15 protein-coding genes and 1 pseudogene are annotated in these 20735 nt (G+C 46.3%); 15 read left to right on the forward strand and 1 reads right to left on the reverse strand.

Features of this window, described 5'->3' with window-relative positions:
• Positions 1–118: 118 nt before the first annotated feature.
• From JUF22_RS05515 to JUF22_RS05565, 11 genes and pseudogenes are all read left to right on the forward strand, one after another.
• Positions 119–1339, forward strand: coding sequence for an RNA-guided endonuclease InsQ/TnpB family protein (locus JUF22_RS05515; protein WP_203644289.1), 1221 nt, complete (start codon positions 119–121; stop codon positions 1337–1339).
• A 192-nt stretch (positions 1340–1531) separates the two neighbouring features.
• Positions 1532–2434, forward strand: a complete 903-nt coding sequence (locus JUF22_RS05520) for a hypothetical protein (protein WP_203644290.1) — start codon at positions 1532–1534, stop codon at positions 2432–2434.
• Between the two features lie 1360 nt (positions 2435–3794).
• Positions 3795–4763: an ROK family protein gene (locus JUF22_RS05525; protein ID WP_236000724.1), complete on the forward strand. Its 969-nt coding sequence runs from the start codon at positions 3795–3797 to the stop codon at positions 4761–4763.
• A gap of 734 nt (positions 4764–5497) precedes the next feature.
• A complete protein-coding gene (locus JUF22_RS05530) occupies positions 5498–6589 on the forward strand; it encodes an AI-2E family transporter (protein WP_203644293.1) in 1092 nt (363 codons plus the stop codon).
• Positions 6590–6763: 174 nt separating this feature from the next.
• A complete protein-coding gene (locus tag JUF22_RS05535; RefSeq protein ID WP_125763795.1) occupies positions 6764–7456 on the forward strand; it encodes a 2,3-diphosphoglycerate-dependent phosphoglycerate mutase in 693 nt (230 codons plus the stop codon).
• 142 nt (positions 7457–7598) lie between these two features.
• Positions 7599–7820 (forward strand): hypothetical protein, encoded by a 222-nt coding sequence (locus tag JUF22_RS05540; protein ID WP_236000725.1) that lies wholly within the window; start codon positions 7599–7601, stop codon positions 7818–7820.
• 677 nt (positions 7821–8497) lie between these two features.
• Positions 8498–9388 (forward strand): HNH endonuclease, encoded by an 891-nt coding sequence (locus tag JUF22_RS05545; protein WP_203644295.1) that lies wholly within the window; start codon positions 8498–8500, stop codon positions 9386–9388.
• Between the two features lie 99 nt (positions 9389–9487).
• Positions 9488–9693 (forward strand): annotated as a pseudogene (gpmA, locus tag JUF22_RS05550) (2,3-diphosphoglycerate-dependent phosphoglycerate mutase); the annotation flags it as partial.
• A 154-nt stretch (positions 9694–9847) separates the two neighbouring features.
• On the forward strand, positions 9848–10069 hold the full coding sequence (locus tag JUF22_RS05555) for a hypothetical protein (RefSeq protein ID WP_236000726.1): 222 nt from the start codon (positions 9848–9850) through the stop codon (positions 10067–10069).
• 10 nt (positions 10070–10079) lie between these two features.
• Complete coding sequence (locus JUF22_RS05560; protein WP_203644299.1) at positions 10080–10325, forward strand: DUF3781 domain-containing protein; 246 nt, start codon at positions 10080–10082, stop codon at positions 10323–10325.
• Positions 10326–10675: 350 nt separating this feature from the next.
• Positions 10676–11395 (forward strand): hypothetical protein, encoded by a 720-nt coding sequence (locus JUF22_RS05565; RefSeq protein ID WP_203644301.1) that lies wholly within the window; start codon positions 10676–10678, stop codon positions 11393–11395.
• Between the two features lie 198 nt (positions 11396–11593).
• On the opposite strand, the gene JUF22_RS05570 is transcribed toward JUF22_RS05565, so the two are convergent.
• On the reverse strand, positions 11594–12367 hold the full coding sequence (locus JUF22_RS05570; RefSeq protein WP_203644303.1) for a hypothetical protein: 774 nt from the start codon (positions 12365–12367) through the stop codon (positions 11594–11596).
• A gap of 432 nt (positions 12368–12799) precedes the next feature.
• Here JUF22_RS05570 and JUF22_RS05575 point away from each other — a divergent pair, with 432 nt between their 5' ends.
• The 4 genes from JUF22_RS05575 to JUF22_RS05590 all read left to right on the forward strand — a co-directional run.
• On the forward strand, positions 12800–14842 hold the full coding sequence (locus JUF22_RS05575) for a MucBP domain-containing protein (protein ID WP_203644305.1): 2043 nt from the start codon (positions 12800–12802) through the stop codon (positions 14840–14842).
• A 10-nt stretch (positions 14843–14852) separates the two neighbouring features.
• Positions 14853–15023: a hypothetical protein gene (locus JUF22_RS05580; RefSeq protein WP_203644307.1), complete on the forward strand. Its 171-nt coding sequence runs from the start codon at positions 14853–14855 to the stop codon at positions 15021–15023.
• 1112 nt (positions 15024–16135) lie between these two features.
• Entirely contained in the window at positions 16136–16402 is a 267-nt protein-coding gene (locus JUF22_RS05585; protein WP_203644309.1) for a hypothetical protein, read from the forward strand.
• Positions 16342–20735 (forward strand): lectin-like domain-containing protein (locus tag JUF22_RS05590; protein ID WP_203644312.1); only part of this gene is annotated, 4394 nt, incomplete at its 3' end. The genes JUF22_RS05585 and JUF22_RS05590, both read left to right, overlap by 61 nt.

The following is a 20735-nucleotide window of genomic DNA, read 5'->3' on the forward strand; positions in this document are numbered from 1 at the left end:
GAAACCTGCGATTTCAATCGCGGGATGAATGCTAGAACTTAACGCTTTCTAAAACATATGTTCCCCTATGGGTGGCTAAATATGGTATACTTAGACCAATCTTCAGGGGAGGTAGCCGTTGGTTAAACTAGGTCGAACAATTAAATTACGACTCTATCCAGACAGTAAACAGTCGGCAGATTTCTTAGCAATGAGCCGAGAGTACCAGCGATTGGCTAATATCGTCAGTCAATGGATCTTTGACCACGAGTTTCCATTAAGTTGGTTAAAAATCAACCACCAGCTGTACCAAGTTCTCAGACAAGAATCGCCATTGAACAGTCAAATGATTCAGTCTGTCTTTCGGACGGTCGCAGCGCGTTACAAAACTGTTCAGGAACAGATGAAACAACATCCTCGCCGTTATAAGAGCGAAGACAACAAGTGGGTTCAAGTTCCCAGGGACTTGACTTGGTTGGTGAAGCCCATCCATTTTCGCCGACCACAGGCAGATTTAGTTCGCCAAAGAAACTATTCCTTTGTGGATGAGATGAACCGAATCTCAATCTCCACCTTAGGTAAGCGGACGAAGCTGTGCTTTACCGACAAAGGGTTCGAAGACTATTTTCACGGAGACTGGAAACTCGGTACCGCCAAATTAGTCCACAATCGTGGCAAGTGGTTCCTCCACATTGGTATCACCAAAGAAGTTGATGACTTTGATAAACAGGGCTGTCCGAAGATTGTCGGCATTGACCGCGGTTTACGCTTTCTGGCAACAATATATGATCACTTGGGCAAGACATTGTTCTTTGACGGCCAGAAAGTTTTACGGAAGCGGAAGAAGTTCCTAGAAATTCGGCGACAACTGCAAAGTAAGGGCACCAAGTCTGCCAAGAAAAAGTTGAAACAACTAGCGCAACGAGAGAACCGCTGGATGTCCGATGTGAATCACCGGATAGCCAAGACACTCGTTGCCCTATATGGTTCGCATACACTTTTTGTTTTGGAAGACTTAACCAACGTAACATTCAATACTGATGACTTACCTAAGTCTTTGCGTAATAGCCATCGTTCTTGGTCCTTTTTCCAGCTAGAATCGTTCTTAATGTATAAGGCCCAAGAAGTCCAAAGCACTGTTGTAAAAGTGAATCCAGCATTCACTTCACAACGCTGTCCCAAGTGCGGACTAGTTGAGAAGACTAACCGGCATCACGAGACTCATGAGTATTGGTGTATCCAATGTCAGTATCGTTGTAATGACGACCGATTAGGAGCCATGAATATTGAGATGCTTGGGCGAGACTGGCTGAATGGTGTTAAGCATCCAAAGATCAAAAAACTAACAGCTATTGGGTAGATCCTGATAGTTAAACGGGTAGCCGTCAATTACCCGATGATGTTGCCACTACGAGTAGGAGTGTCTTAACGGACATGTTGGACTACTGTGTCACCAGACACGTGAGCGACAAGCCTCTGAATTCATTCAGGAGCAATTGACTCGGCTTGCATGGTATAATGGAGATACAATTAACCAGCGGAGGTCTTTCATTTGAAAAAATGGGTATGGGTCGTGGCAACAATCGTTGTGGCACTGCTGATTGGCGGGTACGCGTATTCCAATCATCACGCGACAGCCAAAGAGTACCAAGCGGCAATGGCCAACGGTCGGAGTGCCATTCAAGATAAACATTACACGCAAGCGGAAAGTTATTTCCAAAACGCTTTAAAGCGGCGGCTGAACGATAAGCCAGCCCAACGTTACTTAACGCAAACGCAACGCTTCGTGTCAGCGGAAAATGCACTGGACGATTTGAAATTTGCTAGTGCAGCGGACCACTATGCCGAGGTCAAGAACACGACTAACGCATCCACGGTGCTGGTCAAGCGGGCAACCGCCCAGGCCAAATTGGTCAAGGGAATTCGAGCTAACGTTAAACAATTCAAGCAGATTTTGAAGACGGCTTCGGGCCAGAACCAGGCTTTGAACTATGGGCAATCGAACACCACGTTGGATGAGCTCTTCAACAACGCCAAGTTCCGCCAGAAGTACTACAAGAACTTGTACGATCAAGCCTTAGCGCTGCGCAAGGCCAACAATGCCGGTCAAACGTCGGCAGCGTCGAGTGATAGCAGTAGTAGCTCCTCGTCGTCAGCGACGTCTAGCAGTAGCAACACCAGTGCCACCAACAGTTCCAGCGCGTCATTGACGTCGTCAGAACAGTCAGCGGCCAACAATTATTCCGGTAGCAATGAATACACGGTCACGCAAAAGCAAAAGGAACTGGACGGCAAGACCATCACGGCCGGCCAAATCACCAGTGCCCGCAAGACCATCAACGCGGCCGGTGGCCAGGCAGACGCCATGAGTGATCAAGACGTCCGGGTTGCTTTACAAACGGCCAGCAAGAAGGGCATCTCCCTCACCAAGTACACGGAACAGTATCTGAAGTAGTCTTGATGGTCGAAAATCAAATTGTGCTTTGCCAGTGCCTTACCGGGCGGCGAAAATAAACCGGAACGCTGGGGCGGACGCCCGGAGCCGAAGAGCGGTCTCCGGACTTGCTTTGAGCCTCTGAGAATCGAGTCTCAAAGACACCAATGGTCTAAGCGGCGCATACGCCACTAAGACCATTCCCACGGCTGAGTTTATTTTCGCCGCCCTCACGGCTGACAGTGGGGTTTGACCACCAAGGTGGCGACCTCAAGCTCTGTTCGTGGCGGTGGGATTGCATGGTTTGTAATGAATAGGATAATTTAACTTGTGGAGAACGTTTTGCATCGACTATTGTTGGTGCGAGACGTTCTTTTTTGTGTTGGATTGTCTGTTAATCTGCATTCTTAATGCGTGGATGGGTGTCGCTATTTGTAATGATTAGGAACAAAGGCTGTGACGTGGTGGTCGTGGGTTAAACCAGTGTCAGCCGGAGGGGTGGTGAAAATGAGCTTAGCCGTGGGAGTTCCCTTAGTGGCGGGTTGGGCCGCTTAGGGAACTGCTATCTTTGAGACGTGGTCTGCGGCTCAAAGTAAGTCTGGAGACCGCTCTTTGGCTCCAGACGGGCGCCCACCGCGTCCCAGTCTCATTTTCACCGCCCCGGAGGCGAGCCTGACAACTAGTTTAGCCAGAACCGTGCCCCACAGCAGACGGAATGCTCAGAGGCCGCAGGCGGAGAAACCAACGACCACCAGAATGGATTAATGCGAAAAGAGTTAAGTCGATTAAGTAAGAAACCTTACCATTTCCAACGATTGAAGGACAAAACTTGACATGTAAGGTAGGTTAGTAAACAAATCGGTTAATCAACTGATTGGATAAATGACTAACACATTTAGTGATTTCACGAGCTGTATCCCAATAGGCACGCGGTTTGTTTGGAATATTCCCGGAAAAACCGCCAAAAAATTCACGAGTCGTTTTCCATGCTATATTCGTTAGGAGGATTTACTATATAGTTAGAATCAGAATCTACAAGGGGGGTTAGGTAACGCGACCCCCGCAAATAGCGGGTGAGCACCAATCTTGGGGGATGGGGCAACCTAAACTGATTTGATTCCCGAATCGCCACAAGCTATTTTAGGGGCACGTTATCAAGAAAATTATGATTATCAACAAACACATTATGCGCACCACCAATGAGAAACAGGTTTTGCAGCAGATTGTGAATGCTGGCCCGATTTCGCGGAGCCAGATATCACGAAATCTTAGTTTGAATAAAGTTACGGTCTCGGATATTTATAGTCAGTTACTTCATGAAGGGTTGATCCGTGAGGTTGGTCACGGAGTAAGCACCCGGAATGGTGGGCGGAAGCCCGTTATGGCATTACTAAACGTGGGGTATGGTTATGTCATCAGTATCAACATTTTACGTTCTCGCTTTTCAATGATCACTTGCAGATTGGACGGGCGGTCCGAGAACTACGAAAGCGTGTCGACCAGAGACGTTGATCTGACGTCCGTGTTAGATATGATCGACGAACGCATCGCCAACATCATGGCGGCAAGCCAGACCCGGTTATTAGGTATCGCATTTGGCTTGGATGGCACGATTTATGAGAATCAGATTTTAGGCGCCTCACTGAAGGGCTTTAAGAACTTTGATTTGGCAAAATACTTTAGCGATAAATTCCAGGTGCCGGTGGTCTTGGAAAACTTGGCCAACGAGTCCGCGATTTACGAACGGGACTTTTCCGGTGAAGGGGTTTATCAAAACCTGATTTCGGTTACGATTCGTGATCAAGTTTCGGCCGGAATCATTACGGAAGGTCACCTGTATCGGGGGCACAACGGCGAGGCCGGTAACATTGGGACTTGTCCATTGGCCGACCGGTATAAAGAAGATAATATGGAAACGGTGAACCACTACGTCGCGGAGGGGAACGTGCTGCAACGGATCATGGCCTACCAAAACATTGACCGGGTCGACGTCAACCGAATTCGGCGGGACTACCTGGGTCACCGGCCAGAACTGTTGTCCATTTTGGACGAGTTTGCCTACTACCTGAGCAAGGTCCTGGGCAACCTGTCCAGCACGTTCGCCCCAGACGCCATCATCGTCAACGCCCCAATTTTGGAGCTGTTGCCAGAACTGATGGATCAGGTGCGCGACTACGTGGGCAAGTTAGAAATTTTAAGAAAAGCACCTTTGCTGTTAACCAAGAACTCCAAGGAAGCCTCACTGATGGGTGGCGCGTCAGCCATCATTCACCGGGCGCTGGCCTTGGACGACTTACAACTGACCTTTAGCAATCAGCGGTCGGCAGTCTTAGAGGGAGTCGAAGCATAACGAAAACGAAACGGCATACGTAAGGGCTTCTGTTCATCGCGGACAGAAGTTTTTATTTTGCCCTTGAAACTAGTCGTTGGTGGCGCCTTACCGGGCGGGGCAAATAGGCCGGAACGCTGGGGGCAGGACGTCCCGAGCCAAAAGGCGGTCTCGGAACTTGCTTTGAGCCGAAGAACGCGTCTCAAAGTCACCATTTAACTCTAGTCAGCTCTGCTGACTAGCGTTAAATCCCCCGGCTGAGCCTATTTGCCCCGCCCTCACGGCTTGGACTGGTTTTAAGGGCAAAATAAACTAGTGTCCCTCCTCAGGGGCTGGTAGGTTGTTAACGTTAGTGAGGCAGTAGCTGAGTGAGTTACGTTGAGGCTGGGATTTAGCTGGAAGCTGAACTTGGTTCCAGCACAGTAAGCGAGTTGGCCAGTCTGAGTGACCAGAGGCGGGTCAACCTGAACAGCTGTGTCGATGGCATTAGCTGAAGGGGCTTTTTCAGCTTAGGCCATGGGCCGACCTTGGAAACTCGCGATTCTTAGCGAGGTTTCAAGGCGAGGTGGAAGCCCGCTCCTCAGGCTGGAACCGGGCCCCACAGCAGGGCAGGTTGAACCCGCCGCCGGGAACGTCACGGACTCGCCATTTGGTTTACGGGTCAAACCAAATTCGACATTTTCCAGGTAAACTGCTAGGGAATTTGGCGAGATACGGTATAATAAAGCTATTGAATGGATGGGGGAGATTCACAAGTGAGTGTATGGCAACGCTTCGTAGAAAATGTCCGGCTCCGGCGATTCACGGTGCTGGCGCTGATTATCTTTGTCCTGTGGCTGATCAGAGCGGAAATGAACATGATTCTACTGACGTTTATTTTCACGTTTTTGGTGCTGCAGCTGGTCAAGGCGGTGCGCAAGGTCGTCAAACTACCGCCAACGTTGATTGTCACGGTGACCTACGTCGTCATCATTGGCGGCCTGTATTGGGCGGTCACGACCTATTTACCACAGATTTTGAATTCGTCGATGCACGGGATTGAACAGTTGTTTAAGTTCTATCAGAATCCGAAAAATGACAGCAACGAAATCATCAGTTACGTGGCGAACTACATCAAGACGTCTGACATTGTGAGTCAGCTGCAAAATGGCGCTAAGCTGGTCCTGACGTACATTTCCACGATTGGCTCGTTCGGGGTCACGCTGTTTATGTCAATGATCTTGAGCTTCTTCTTCACGATTGAAAGTAAGCAGATGGGCGAGTTTTCCAAACGCTTCCTGACCAGTACGTACGGCTGGTTCTTTGAGGATATCAAATTCTTCGCAACCAAGTTCGTGAACACGTTTGGGGTCGTGCTGGAGGCGCAATTCTTCATTGCCCTGTGCAACACCGTGATTACCACGATTGTGCTGGCGTTCATGGGGATGCCACAGCTGCCAACGCTGGCGATTATGATTTTCATCCTGAGCCTGATTCCGGTGGCCGGGGTCATCGTGTCCGTGGTGCCACTGACAATTCTGGGGTACTCGGTCGGCGGGTTCCGCTACGTGGTCTACATTCTAGTGATGATCGTTGTGGTCCACGCGCTGGAAGCCTACGTGCTGAATCCGAAATTCATGTCGAGCAGAACGGAACTCCCCATCTTCTACACCTTCGTGGTGTTGTTGGCGGGTGAGCAACTGTTTGGCGTTTGGGGCCTGATTGTCGGGGTCCCAATCTTTACCTTCTTCCTGGATATCCTGGGCGTCCGGCCGGTCCATGGCCTGCATCAGCCACCCCACGTGGACGTGCAAAAATTACGTGAAATTCGACGCAATTACGGCCCGAATAACGATAAAAAAGAATAAATGAACGTGGCGCAGCCGAAATGGTGAGCGCCACTTTTTGTTAGGTTGCGGGCGCTCTGAGAGTTCTCACAGAAGAAAACGGTTTCATGTAAAGAACCACACAATTTAGCTGAAATTCGCGGCTAGATGGTGTAAAATGACAAAGTATTCTACGACAGAAAGAGGTTATAAGTGATGGCAAAATTAGTATTGATTCGCCACGGCCAAAGTGAATGGAACTTGGCAAACAAGTTCACTGGTTGGGTTGACGTTGATTTAAGCGAAAAGGGTGTCGAAGAAGCTAAGGCAGCTGGGAACAAGATCAAGGAATCTGGCTTGAAGTTCGACTACGCTTACACGTCAGTTCTGAAGCGGGCAATCAAGACGTTACACTACGTTTTGGAAGAATCCGACCAACTTTGGATTCCAGAAACCAAGACTTGGCGTTTGAACGAACGTCACTACGGTGCTTTGCAAGGCTTGAACAAGAAGGAAACCGCTGAAAAGTACGGCGATGACCAAGTCCACATCTGGCGTCGTTCTTACGATGTTTTGCCTCCACTTTTGGATGCAGACGCTGAAGGCTCAGCTGTTAAGGACCCACGTTACGCTAACTTGGACCCTAACATCGTACCCGGTGGTGAAAACTTGAAGGTTACCCTGGAACGTGTAATGCCATTTTGGGAGGACCAAGTGGCTCCTAAGTTGCTTGATGGCAAGAACGTCATCATCGCAGCTCACGGTAACTCATTACGTGCCTTAAGCAAGTACATCGAACGGATCTCCGACGATGACATCATGGACCTCGAAATGGCTACTGGTGAACCAGTTGTCTACGACTTTGATGACAAGTTAAACATGACTAACAAGACGAAGTTGGGCAAGTAGTCCTTCTGAATCGAAGCCGCCTCGCACATGGGGGGCGGCTTTTTCGTGGCCTGAAACTGGCTATCAGTATAGATAATTCGCAACTAACTCATAAAGAGAAAAGAGATTGAATTTGGCAGACAAAGAAGTATCACAAATTGAAATGATGAAGATTATTGCACTGTTTAGAAAAGAAGGATTCAAGGGTGAGTACGAAACGTTCCAACGCGTGAGTGGCACGGATCGTGAATTCTTCGTGGTCATGAGTAATGAACAGGGAATCAAGGCGCTGTTCCGGGCAAGCCTAATGCTCAACGCCGTTGAATTTCAGTATGTGTTAGACGACAAGCACACGTTTGTGACGGAAGACGCGGACGCTAGCTAGTTTGGAGCTATTAGCCTCTATTAAGTGATACATCGAGATAGTGTATCAGTGGGTGAGTAAGAACCTGACCATTAATCCAGCAAAAGCCAGAGATAGAGACGCTGGTCATTGCGGTATTGGGTAATGGCGCTACAATGTCGAGAAGTCTGGAAAGGATACTGCGTGACTAGCCCTGCCCGTCTACAATTGGTGGCCAATTCGTTTAATTACGGTGAAGCGTGTAACTGAATAGAAAAACTAAAGAAGTGGTAATCCTCGGGTGAATTCTCAAGAAGGTTACCACTTTTTTAAACGAATCAAGAATATGATTAAGCCGGTACTGGGTATTCAATAACGTTACGAAACTACTTAGCATGCCAGCAAGTTAAAGGCTACAGCCGATACGTAAATATTCATTACCGCACATTAGTATATAAACGAATTATTGATGCGGGTTTAAGACCGAGGACCAGTTTAAATTAATGTTATTGCCCTCTATTATTGTGGAAAGCAAATAGCAGTAATTGCTTAGACCAGATGTTGTGACAGATTGGGCATTTTTTCAGTGACGAAGAAAGGAGCAAGGTTGTTGTGCAACTCACTTTTTTGGTAGGTTCAGGAGTTGAACATATGTTCCCTTTGTGCCATAATGTAGCGAGGTATCTTAATTTGAACAAAAAATCTTGGAGGGCTTAGTTATGACGGATCATTGTTTCTTTTGCAATGCGGAAATTACGGAGGATAATAAGACAGAAGAGCATGTGTTTTTGTATGGATTAGGTGACCGTTTGAAAGCCACTGATATTGTTTGTGATAGCTGTAATAACCTACTAGGTGATATTATTGACAGTGGTTTTGTGAAGGAGTTAAAAAACTTTGTAAATTTTGCAGGTATAAAAACGCATGAGAAAACCCAAAACGTAGTCGTGAAAGATGTAGAAACTCAAAATGAATATTTGTTTGATCCAAGAAATAATACATATAAATTACGGCATACAATAGTCAAAAAAGAAGAGCAGGGGAAAAGGGTCCGTATAGATGGAACGTTTAGGGATGAAGAGTCCGCAAAAAATTTTTTTAAGAGTATTCAAAAAAGATATCCCAATGTTCGTGATGAGGATTTTGTAATTAAGCATAAGCTCTGCAGACCTACATTTCAGGTCGAACTACCGTATAATAATAGTGTTGCAGCTTTAGCAGTACTAAAAATGGCGATTGAATTTGCGTTGTTATGTGGCATGGATAGCAAAGCGATGATACAGGTTATTGATGTACTGAGGAGTGTAACGAGAGGACTTAAACTAAAAGTTATTACAATCGATAATCCTTTACTTGAAAGATTAGGAACGGAGAGGCTCCATCCGTTTGCACCTATTCCAGGTGACATGACACCTAAAGCACGTGTTATGCAGGCTAAATTATATACAGAAAAGGAAAGGCTATATTGCTGGATATCAGTGTTAGGACTCTATTCGTATCAGGTGTGTTTATCGGATATTAACGTAATAGTGTCAATGAGTCGCTCAATTTATTATTATGGGGACTCGGGAAGATTTTGGAAAAGTTACTTTGTACCTAAAGCAGAGTAGTTGAAGTAAATAGTTGAGATTTTAGCCAATTGATATGTCCTTAGAATGTTACGAAAAGAATCGCCAGTGAATACTAGTTACTATCATTATAGAGAGGCCTGGGAAGCCCAGCTTGCTCCTAGGTTGCTTATGGCAAGAACGTCATCATCGCAGCCCACGGTAACTCATTACGTGTCTTAAGCAAGCACATAGAACGAATCTCCGACGATGACATCATGGACTTCGAAATGGCTACTGGTGAACCAGTGGTCTACGACTTCGATGACAAGTTAAACATGACTAGCAAGACGAAGATGGGCAAGTAGCCCTTCTGACTCGGAGCCGCCTCGTACATGGGGGGCGGCTTTTTCGTGGAAAAAATTGTCACTAGCGGTCACTAGGTGGGCCAATATTGCCCGAAAATTTAGCATAGAGAAAAGAGATTGAATTTTGGCAGATAAAGAAGTAACCCAGATTGGAATGATGAAGATTATCGGTTTGTTCCGTAAGGAAGGATTTAAGGGAGAGTATGATTCTTTCCAACACGTCAGCGGCACGGATCGTGAATTCTTCGTGGTCATGAGTAATGAACAGGAAATCAAGACGCTGTTCCGGGTAAGTCTAACGCTCAACGCCGCTGAATGTCAGTATGTGTTAGACGACAAGCACACGTTTGTGACGGAGGACGCGGACGCTAGCTAATCGGGCGCTCTTGACGCAACTCAAGGCGCATGTTTGTTATACTGAATTGGTGTATCAGCGGGTGAATAAGAAGTTGTCAGTTGACCTGTCGCCGGTTGATGTAGAAGCGCTAGTGTTTGCTGTACTGGACGATGACGCTAGCCGTGTCGAGAAGTTAGGCAAGAACTACTGTGTGACTAACTCAGCTCGAGGAGTTCAGTTGGTAATTAATTCGATTAATTACCGATTGATCACGGTGAACTGTGCAATGGAATAGAGAAATATCAACTGCTGTCAGACCCAATTAGGGAGACTGACAGTTTTTTTACGTTAGACGTTTTATGGGGGATTTTTATAATTACTTATTACTTATTGTGTCCAGAGTGTTCTAAAGTACAAATGAAAGCTGATTGAAAAGTGGCTCATTGAATAACATTAGGGTCTTTAAATAAAGTTGTCAGCTGGATACTCTGCCGAAATGATTTTCTGGTATATACCTTTACTTGATTTAAGAACGCTGATTACATGGGGATGGTTATAACATGATGATCTCTTATTATAGATTACAACTAGAGTATTGAAACGAGATGTAAAGGCTGATATGGTAATTTTAAGAGGGCGATAAGTATGAAAATTGAGAATGAAATTATCACAAATCACTTACGAGAGATCTTAGATGAAAAGCATATCCCACTAAAATATTTTGTTAAACAGGCTGTTATATATGGGCTATCTCGTGCAACGGTCTATAAGGTTGCAGCTCATCGTCATTGTAAAATGAGCGAAGAGGTCTCGCATGGATTGGTAGAATTATTGAACGTCCCTCATGACACCTTGATTACGTGGAGTCAAAATATGGATACGTACTTTGATGATGATTTACGAGGGTTTACCCCCAAGAACCTGGAAATACTGAGTAAAGAGATGGCAGAGGCTGGAATCTCCTTACATTATCAAGTATATTCTCGAAATGACTCAATGAACGTCACTACGAGATACGCACAAAATCATCGTATGTTTTTAGATGGTAATTTTAGAATATGCACTGATGGACTACCAGAATTATGGTTGACGGGCTTTGATGTCTTTAATAACCGGATTGATACGACGGCAACGGAGCTTAAAAGCTTTCATTCTCAATTGTTGAAACGAGTTATTAAGTTTGCAGAAAAGGTGGGAATGTACAAGGTGGTTTATACTGTATTTCAGGATGATGACAGTCGGTACAGATGCATTTCTACGGGACAAAATTTGCAGATTTGTAAGGAACTTGGCTTTAAGGTGAATACAAGACATGGTGCAAGTGATTTTCAGAGGAATTTTGAAAAGATACTTATAAAAAATTAAATGGCCTAATTTTCAGATGGATAACCATCCTCGCCAGATACAATTGGTAATCAATTCGTTTAACTGTCGATTGATTACTGCCAATCGGATAGCTGAATAGCAGAGAACGCCAAATAGGACTAACCCCCACAGCTGAGGGCTAGTCCTATTTGACGTTCATTTATTTAACGAGATTTCAAAAACAACGTAAAGACTGAATTATTTTGCTGGAGCCAAGAAGATAGCCGCATCGCCTTGATTGACGCCTTCGCCGTAACCATCTTCGGTTTGCACGCGGACACCAATGTGCCAGCCGCGGTACTGGGCTCGTTTGGCGGCCGGATAGCCAGCTTGCGTCAACAGGTTTTGATAATTTTGCGTATCCATGGTCATAGACGAATTACTCAAGTGAATGTAGGTTTCACCGGCTGGCACCGTTGGCGATTCCTCGCCGTCGTCAGTGTAAACAACGCTACCTGCTTGGTTAGACAGATTCTGGTCGACCGTTGTTCCTGGGAACAAGCTTAAGATTTCTTGAATCAGGGTGTTTTCATTCGCGATTGGCAAATTTTCTGCTGGATCAGCTGGGTTTGTCTGCGTTGTCACCGTAGATGAAGCTGGCTTTTTAGCAGTGGCTGTTTTCAAATAGCCCCGCCAAATCCAACCTTGAAGGGTTCCGTCGCCACTCTGGACGTGATAGTAAATGGCATTAACACCCTTATTCTTTTCGTACAGTTTTTCGTGAGCATCCGTATACCAGATAACGGTGGGGGTCACGTCATTATTACTATAACGAATCCCCAGGTGCTTTGAATAACGGGCCCCAGTCGTGGCCATCAGCGCATGACGTTTCATACTTTTACGCCAAACCAACCGGACGGACTTGGACCGAGCCGCTGAATACTGACTGTTCGCGGAAGCTGTGACACTGGCTGCCCCTAAAACGCCAGCTCCAACTCCCAAAACCATTAACGCTTGCATAACTTTTTTCATAAATGATTTTCCTCCCATTACCCCTAAAAACGACTTGAATAATCTCCGATGTATCTCGGTTGCTAGCTTATGTACCGGCAATCACTCATTATTGTAGAGCTAAAGCAGCGGGGTGACAAGCACACGTTTGTGATGAAAAAATGTGTAGGAGAAAATAAACAAAGATGGCTAGACCCAGACAAAAATCCGCCAATTGTAGAGAATGGATTGGCAAACTAAGTGCAACACTTCATCGAATGATTATAGTCGACAGTCAATTGATATCGAAACAAATTGCCGATTAGATACAATATAAAACATCAACGGGGTATAGAAAAGCCAAATGAATTTCGATATACTAAAATCAACTCACAACAGATGAGTAATCATTATTATTCTGGGGTAATAGATGGTAGTCAGTAACCATTACCACAGGTTCAGGAGGATTTTGACATGCATTGGGGAGCAGAAGTCAGTCGACACCAAGCCACACACCACATTAAAAACTGGATGGTCACCGTAGTTATTTTAGCCGAAATTAGTGGGCCGCTCATCACACCGGTGAGGGCCTTAGCGGCGACCCCCGCGACAGCCAAACAGACCCTGAAAAATCGCTCAGGGGAGGCGCTCTTAGGGAGTTCGTCTTCGTCGGACAGGCTGAGCGGAGACAGTGGCAGTGAATCAAGGCTGCCGACAACGGAAGTCACCGAGCCCACAACGGTTGAGTCGAATGCCGTGGCCACTCATGAAACGACGACAACGGAAACCGCAGACAAGCCCAAGAAACCTGACACACCGAAGCCGGCTACCGTTGGGGTTGACCGACCACACGAGGCCAGTAAGCAAGCCACCGAGTCGATTGATCAGTGGATGCCGAATAAGCGACTCCAACGGGCAATTTTTTATCAATTGACCCATCTCATTCCTGTTCCGGATGATGACAAGACTTGGCAGTCGACCGCCGACATCACGAAGGACGATATGAAGCGGTTGAAGGCGTTATTTATTGGTTATTACGGAGGTGAGAGTGGCGAGTCGACTTACAACCCGGATGGCGAAGAATACCGGCTTGATGGACTGGAGTACGCCACCAATTTGGAAACCCTAATGATGGGTGGTGGGGGCACGGATGATGAGTCTTATCAAAACTTTGGCAATATCAAAAACGTTTCGCCGCTAAAAAATCTGACTAGCCTAGAAACGTTATGGCTGAGCAATAACCAAATCAGTGATGTGTCGCCGTTGGCGGGGCTAACCAATCTTACGGAGTTGCGGCTTCATGATAATTTTATTGCAGATTTTTCAAGTCTGAAAAACATTCCGGCCGATGTCAGTGATAATCAGATGTATCAGTACATATTTCCGGAGCCTATCAAGGTGAACTCGTGGACGCGTAAGGCTCACTTGAACATTCCGATTTATTTACAAACTGGCGAACTAGCCACGGGCGTCGACCAGCACCTCGAAGATATGTATTTGATCCACAATTATGAGGGGGGTGCCTTGGGTCACGGCGGTGAGGGCGTTACTTTTTGGTACACCCAGGGTGGTGAGGTCACGGAAGATGGCAAGGGGGGACTCGACTTTGCGAATATTATCGACCAAGCGCAGTTTCCCGAGGGTGGCGACCAGACCGGTAATTATTATTTCTTAATTGCGAAGTATGTGATAGGCAAGGATCCTCTTCACAGATACTTTTTTTGGATTGTCCAAAGGTATGATATCGGCGATGCCGCCGAGCCAGTCACGGCGAACTATCAGGATGAACAAGGTCAGGAACTAGCACCCAGTCAAACTTTGAATGGGGATATCGGTGATGTTTATCAGACGGAAGCCGCTACGATCCCCGGTTATGAGCTGACGGAAACGCCTGCCAACACACAAGGGACGTTTGGCGAAGAGCCAATCATGGTGACCTATATTTACCGTAAACTGATCCCCGTACCACCGGTTACTCCGCCGACACCTAATCCACAACCGGTGCCCACCCCGGCGCCGAAACCAACCTTGCCGGCCATTAAGCAAGGTCACGTGGCGGTGCATTATCAGACCGCTGAGGGGATGCCGGTTCACAGCGATACCCGTGTTGTTGGCCAGGTGGGAAGTGGTTATCAGACGCAACCCTTGCCGCTGGCCAACTACCATGTCGTTGGCCGGCCAACGAATGCTGTCGGAATCTTTGGCGAGCAGCCGGTGGATGTGACTTATACTTATGCGCCTAATGTGGTGGGTGGTGGCCAAGGAGATGGTGGTGAGCCAGCCGAACCAACCTTACCAGTTGAGAGCGGAACAGCAAGTGGCAACGGTCAGATTGGTCAGACGACCACGACGTTGCCAATCCATACTGGAAGTGCGTTTGCGACGGCGACGAAACCTGAAAAGCAACAGTTGTCCTTGCCCGCTACGAATGAGCGGTTCACACCGATTCATTGGTTAGGTTGGGGTGTTTTGGTTGCCAGTTTCGGTGGCTGGTGGCTTAAGCGACGTCGACAGTAGGCATAGCCCCATGGCTGAAAGTGGGGACTATGACCATTTTGAGGTCAAGCTAAGCAAGTCGCATAAGACGTTGACGGTTAGCAATCTATTCTTTGACAAGGACTGGAATAGCCATCGAACGTATACCAAGATGCATAGCTTTACCCATTTTCCTAAATGGCATGGTCATGCGGCCAAGTAAATTTTAAAGAGAAGTCAAAGAGAACACGAGACGTGCTTACGATTGAAAGGCACACGTCTCGTGCTTTTTGTAATCCTGAGGTGCAAGCGGTCCAGTCAAATTGAATATTTGGTAATAGCAGCAGGTTGATTAGAGCAACCTGCTTTTTTATGGAAAATGTCCCTAGAAGATGGTGATCCTTAAACAAAATTGAGGTAGCGACTTTTGAGGAAAATAGTTCACCATATAGAGAATTAATATAAGCCGGCGATTCTCAGCGATTTTCCTAATAAAATAAAAATATTTATTTAAAAGCCAACTGGCTAAAGAATAAAGCACAGCGCTACATAGCACATTTGGTAACACATGGAATCATTTGTTACTGTGACTAAATATGGAACATAAACGTCTTGAATGTTAGCCCCATCACATTTATAATGATACTGCAATTGGAATAGTCGTGAAAAGGTTATCTGAAATAACGGTTTCAGGCTAGAATGTTTATAGCTTGTTATTTAGCTGTGAGGTAGTTCCGCCAAGTCTATGTACAAATCTGGCAGAATGATGACTAATCAGCTGTTTTCCAACAGACTGTTTCAAATGGGCAAAAAAGAAACGTGCTTTTTTAATTCCAAGGAATTTCTCGAAAGAAGCGACTAATTTTTTGCGGGATACCACGAGTAATCATGAGAATCATCGGTAGGTTAACCACTGAAAGGCAATTTTACTAACTGGTCGCTGACAATAGTATCCTGGCGATCGGTTATCAGAATTGTTAATCGAATTCTGGCGATGGATTTATTTTAATAAATAAGTATTCGGTACCATTTAAAAGGAGAGGTCAAGCTTGAGACAAAAAGCAGCAAATCAAAATGCGAAGAAGAACTTCATTTTATACAAGGGACATACGGGCTGGAAAATCAAGACCCGTTTATTTGGAACGCTTTTAGTTGGTTTTTCTGCGTTAGCTATCGCAGAAAGCACGGGCGTTGTTGACGTCCATGCCGCAACAGGGGATGATACTCCAGTGGTGGATGCGTCTTCAGTATCAACGCCAACGGTGACAGGGAGTGCGACGCTTAAGACTGGGTCAACAAGTGACTCATCGAAGCTAGGAACCACTTCCGTACAGGATGCTTCAGACCAAGGCACTTCAGGCCAAGATGCTTCAGGCCAAGGCACCTCAGGCCAAGATGCTTCAAGCCGAAGTACCTCAGGCCAAAGTACCTCAGGGCAAGATACTTCAGGCCAAGGCACCTCAGGGCAAGATGCTTCAGGTCAAGGTGCCTCAAATCAAGACGTCCCAGCGCAAGACGCTCCTACAGCCGTTAAAGCAGCAGTGGCAGAATCTGCATCCGTTACGCCAGATAATAATGCGGCACAACAGTACCCAGTATTAACACCCGGTCAACAGGTTGATGTTAGCAAGGTTAATGGTACGGATGGCACAGTTTCGCTCACGGCGGACCAGATTAAGGATCATTTCGTGGGAACTCTTGTGAATAATGATACCAATGATAAGACTAGCGGACAGGGCAAGATAGATAACACCCATAACATTACAATTGGTGATGATGGATCTGTTGCATTGACCAGTACGGATCCTCACGATGTTTATAACACATTTGGTGATCTCAAATCGGATCAGGTGACTGGTCACCAAGTAGCTCATGTTTCTTTTGACCATGATATTGACTTTAGTCATGACTTTTCAATGACCGGGGCTTTGGGAATTGGAAACAAAACCGGAGCTGATGCAGGAGATGGCATTGGCATTATCTTTGCTCCCGGTGACCCCGCATACGCGGCCACGGGTGGTGCCGGTCAAATGCTAGGACTAGGTAACCTGCATAATGCCTTTGGTTTTGTTTATGATAATTATCACAACGGAGCTGATGAAGATGGTGACGCTGCTGATCCTGGCACGGCAGATTACTTTGGCTGGCGGACGACGGATAGTAAATATGGATTACTGCAAGCAGATACTGACGTGAGAGCTGCAAGCACGATGGATTTGAGTAATCGAGCAAATGATCCGTTTTATAAGTTCGCAATAACTTATGATGCTGCAAGTAAAGTATTGACGGTTACTTTGGCTGATAAATACGTTTTCACACGCACAATCAGTGACACCACCTCTGGATATTCAATCTCAATCGCCGCGTCTACTGGGTATCAAACGAACAATTATGCGGCTAGAATTGATTCGTTTGATTACACACCTAAGACGACGCAAGTCGATGTTAGTTTTACCACACCAACGACTACGCCTTTAGCAACGGAAACGGCTAGTACTGCTACACCAGCACATGTGACTGCTAACGTTGGGGATACTGTTTTAGTATTTTCTTCAGAGGCAGCTGCACAGCGGGCCATCGCGGCAGATCCTAAAATAAATCCTAATTTGGTGACGGTAATTCCATCAGACGCAGACAATAACGTGTACGTTGTTGATGGGAGCCAAGCTTCTACGAAGTATATTAGTGGTGACTCAACCGCTTCTGATGGCGCCTACTACAGTTACGTGGTGACTGGGGATGCGACTCAAAGTATGTCAGTCCCAGTTAGTTTGACCTATAAGGCCACTATAACGCCAATCGATAAGGCAACTGGAAAAGCCATTCAGGGGATTGCCCCTATAGAAGTGAATGCGGTTGCTGGTAAGAGTACTGTGGTTGACATCCCAGGATTTACCCCAGCAACGGTTACAATTCCTACACCTGAAGACGGTCAGCCAGTCAACTATGACTTAATAATTGATATGAGCAAGACAGTGGCTGAAGGAACCACGACGACTGGAGACGTTAACCCAATTGAACACTATTACACGGCTACCGGTGAAACGATTGACGGGACCCCAGTTGTTACGGCCAATGTAACTGTAGGGACGAATCAATCCGTCACGGATGCGCTTAATGCGCAACAACCTATCGGGTCGGATGGTAAAGTTATCACTGACGGTAGCACGCCAGCCTACACTTGGTCGACCGTTCCTAATGCTGCTGCGACAGATTCCACGGATTCTTCGGCGGCTCAGGATAGCAAGAGTATCTTGGTTCCAACCCAATCAACGCTAGACTACTGGATTCAAAAGGCGACTGACAATCAAACCGCTGCCGATAAAGAAAAGGCCGCGGCGCAAGATATCTACGATACATTTGTGGCTTCACCCGACATCACGGCTGATCAAAAGACTGCCGCAAAGAGTTTACTGGATTCCGTGAACGCGGTCTATGAGAACCTATCGAAGACCAATGCGGATGCTAAGGCATCTTTGGAAGATGCAAAGAATTCAACGGATCCTGAAACCATTGTTACAGACAGTCAGGCTGGTTATGCTGGTATCAGTGGCATGGATACGTCACTCAGTGAATTTAAAAACGATGTAGATAATATGTCGACGACTAACTCCGCAACCCAAGCTAGCATGGTGACCTTCAGCTCTTGGTCTCAGGTCTACGGGACGACATTGGAAAATCCTAAAGCTGATTTTGGTACAGGTTTTGGTGCTACAGTCACTGCTGACCAATTGGCGGGATTATTTGCCAACCCAGATAACTTTTATTACGTTGCTGCACTTGATTCAGATACGTCAGTTACGCCAAAAGACGTGGGTGCTTACTACTTCAAGTTAACGGAAAAAGGGCGGAGCTATATTAAGAGCTTAACGCCAGATAACCCAAATGCTGGGCTCTACGTTTCTGGAATAGTCACGATTACACCGGCAGATGCAACACCAACGATTCAAGATACTAGTGTGGTGTACGGTGCAGATCCAACAATCACGGGTAGTTTAGGATCGGATTTAGCAAATACAGACCATTCACTTACTCAGGATGATTTTGAAATTATTGATAATACTACTGGAAAGGCTGTTTTGAGTAATCAGCTACAAGCTGGTGGTGACTACACGATTCAATACACCACTGATGCACAGAACACCTTGAAGGAAGATACGAATTATACTTTTGGCAATTTTGGAACGGCTAAGTTAACCGTGAACCCAGCGGCTGGAAACGTGGCTGTAACGGGGACCAGTGTGACTTATGGTGATTCATTACCAAGTTTGTCAGTCTCAGTCAATGGGGCAGATACTAGTGTACTTAGTGCGGACAATTTCGAGATTGTTGACACAATGACAAATTCAGTATTACCAGCTGATAAATTGCAACCTAATCAATTACAAGCTGACAATAACGGTAGATACAAAGTACAATTAACCAAAGCTGCTCAGGATACTTTGAGCGCAGCCAATGGCAACTTCAAGCTTACTTTTGGGACAGGTGCATTGACCGTGAACAAGCGGCCAATTACGGTGAACATTAATGATGTCACTACTGATTACGATGGCTCGGCACATGGTGCGAATGGCTTTAGCATTGCAAAGGGTGATAAGTTAGTCGATGGCGATACGAGTGATGCGCTCAGTGTTACACTAAACCCAATCTCTGAGACTGAAATTAAGACGTACACAATTACTGGAAAGTCTGATTCAGCAAACTATGCCGTTACCGTTAACAATGGGACATTGAAGATTTTGGGCCAGACTGATGATGGTAAGGGTAATAAGACAACCACTGAAAAAGATGCAGCTGGTAACGTGGTGCGGATTGATAAGCAGTGGGCTGATGGCAGCGAAACAATTTACAAGTATGATCCAGATACTGGCGATAGATCTGTGAGTGAACAAAAAGATAAGGTGCAGGTTGGTACATCACAACCGCTTACCAGTGATGCTAAGGTAACTTTGTCTGATGGTGACACTGAAAACACGAGTACTGTTGTTGCCCTTGACCCTAAAACTAATCAGCCGACGTTTGAACATGATACGACGACGCCTACCGACAACAATACGACTACGACAACAGATACCAATGGGAATGTTGTTAAAGTCGTTAAGACGTGGCCAAACGATAATAGTACGACGACGTACACGTATGATCCATCAACTGGTGCCCAGTCGGTCAAGGAAGAAAAAGACGGGGAAGTTCCTGTCACGCAGGACTTCACCAAGGGTGCAACGCAGACAACGGTAAAACAAGGTAAAACTGATACAACCGTTACTGCACAACCAGGGTTAGCACCAACGTTTGCACACGACACAACGACGGCGGATCCCAACGACAGCACTGTGACTACAACGACAGATGCCGATGGGAAAGTTATCAAGGTCGTAAAGACGTGGCCAAATGATGATAGTACGACGACGTACACGTATGACCCTTCAACCGGTGACCAGTCGGTCAAGGAAGAAAAAGACGGGGAAGTTCCTGTCACGCAGGACTTCACCGAAGGTGCAACGCAGACAACGGTAAAACAAGGTAAAACTGATACAACCGTTACTGCACAACCAGGGTTAGCACCAACGTTTGCACACGACACAACGACGGCGGATCCCAACGACAGTACTGTGACTACAACGACAGATGCCGATGGGAAAGTTATCAAGGTCGTTAAGACGTGGCCAAACGATGATAGTACGACGACGTACACGTATGACCCTTCAACCGGTGACCAGTCGGTCAAGGAAGAAAAAGACGGGGAAGTTCCTGTCACGCAGGACTTCACCGAAGGTGCAACGCAGACAACGGTAAAACAAGGTAAAACTGATACAACCGTTACTGCACAACCAGGGTTAGCACCAACGTTTGCACACGACACAACGACGGCGGATCCCAACGACAGTACTGTGACTACAACGACAGATGCCGATGGGAAAGTTATCAAGGTCGT

The organism is Levilactobacillus lanxiensis (genome assembly GCF_016861655.1).
Taxonomy (GTDB): Bacteria; Bacillota; Bacilli; order Lactobacillales; family Lactobacillaceae; genus Levilactobacillus; species Levilactobacillus lanxiensis.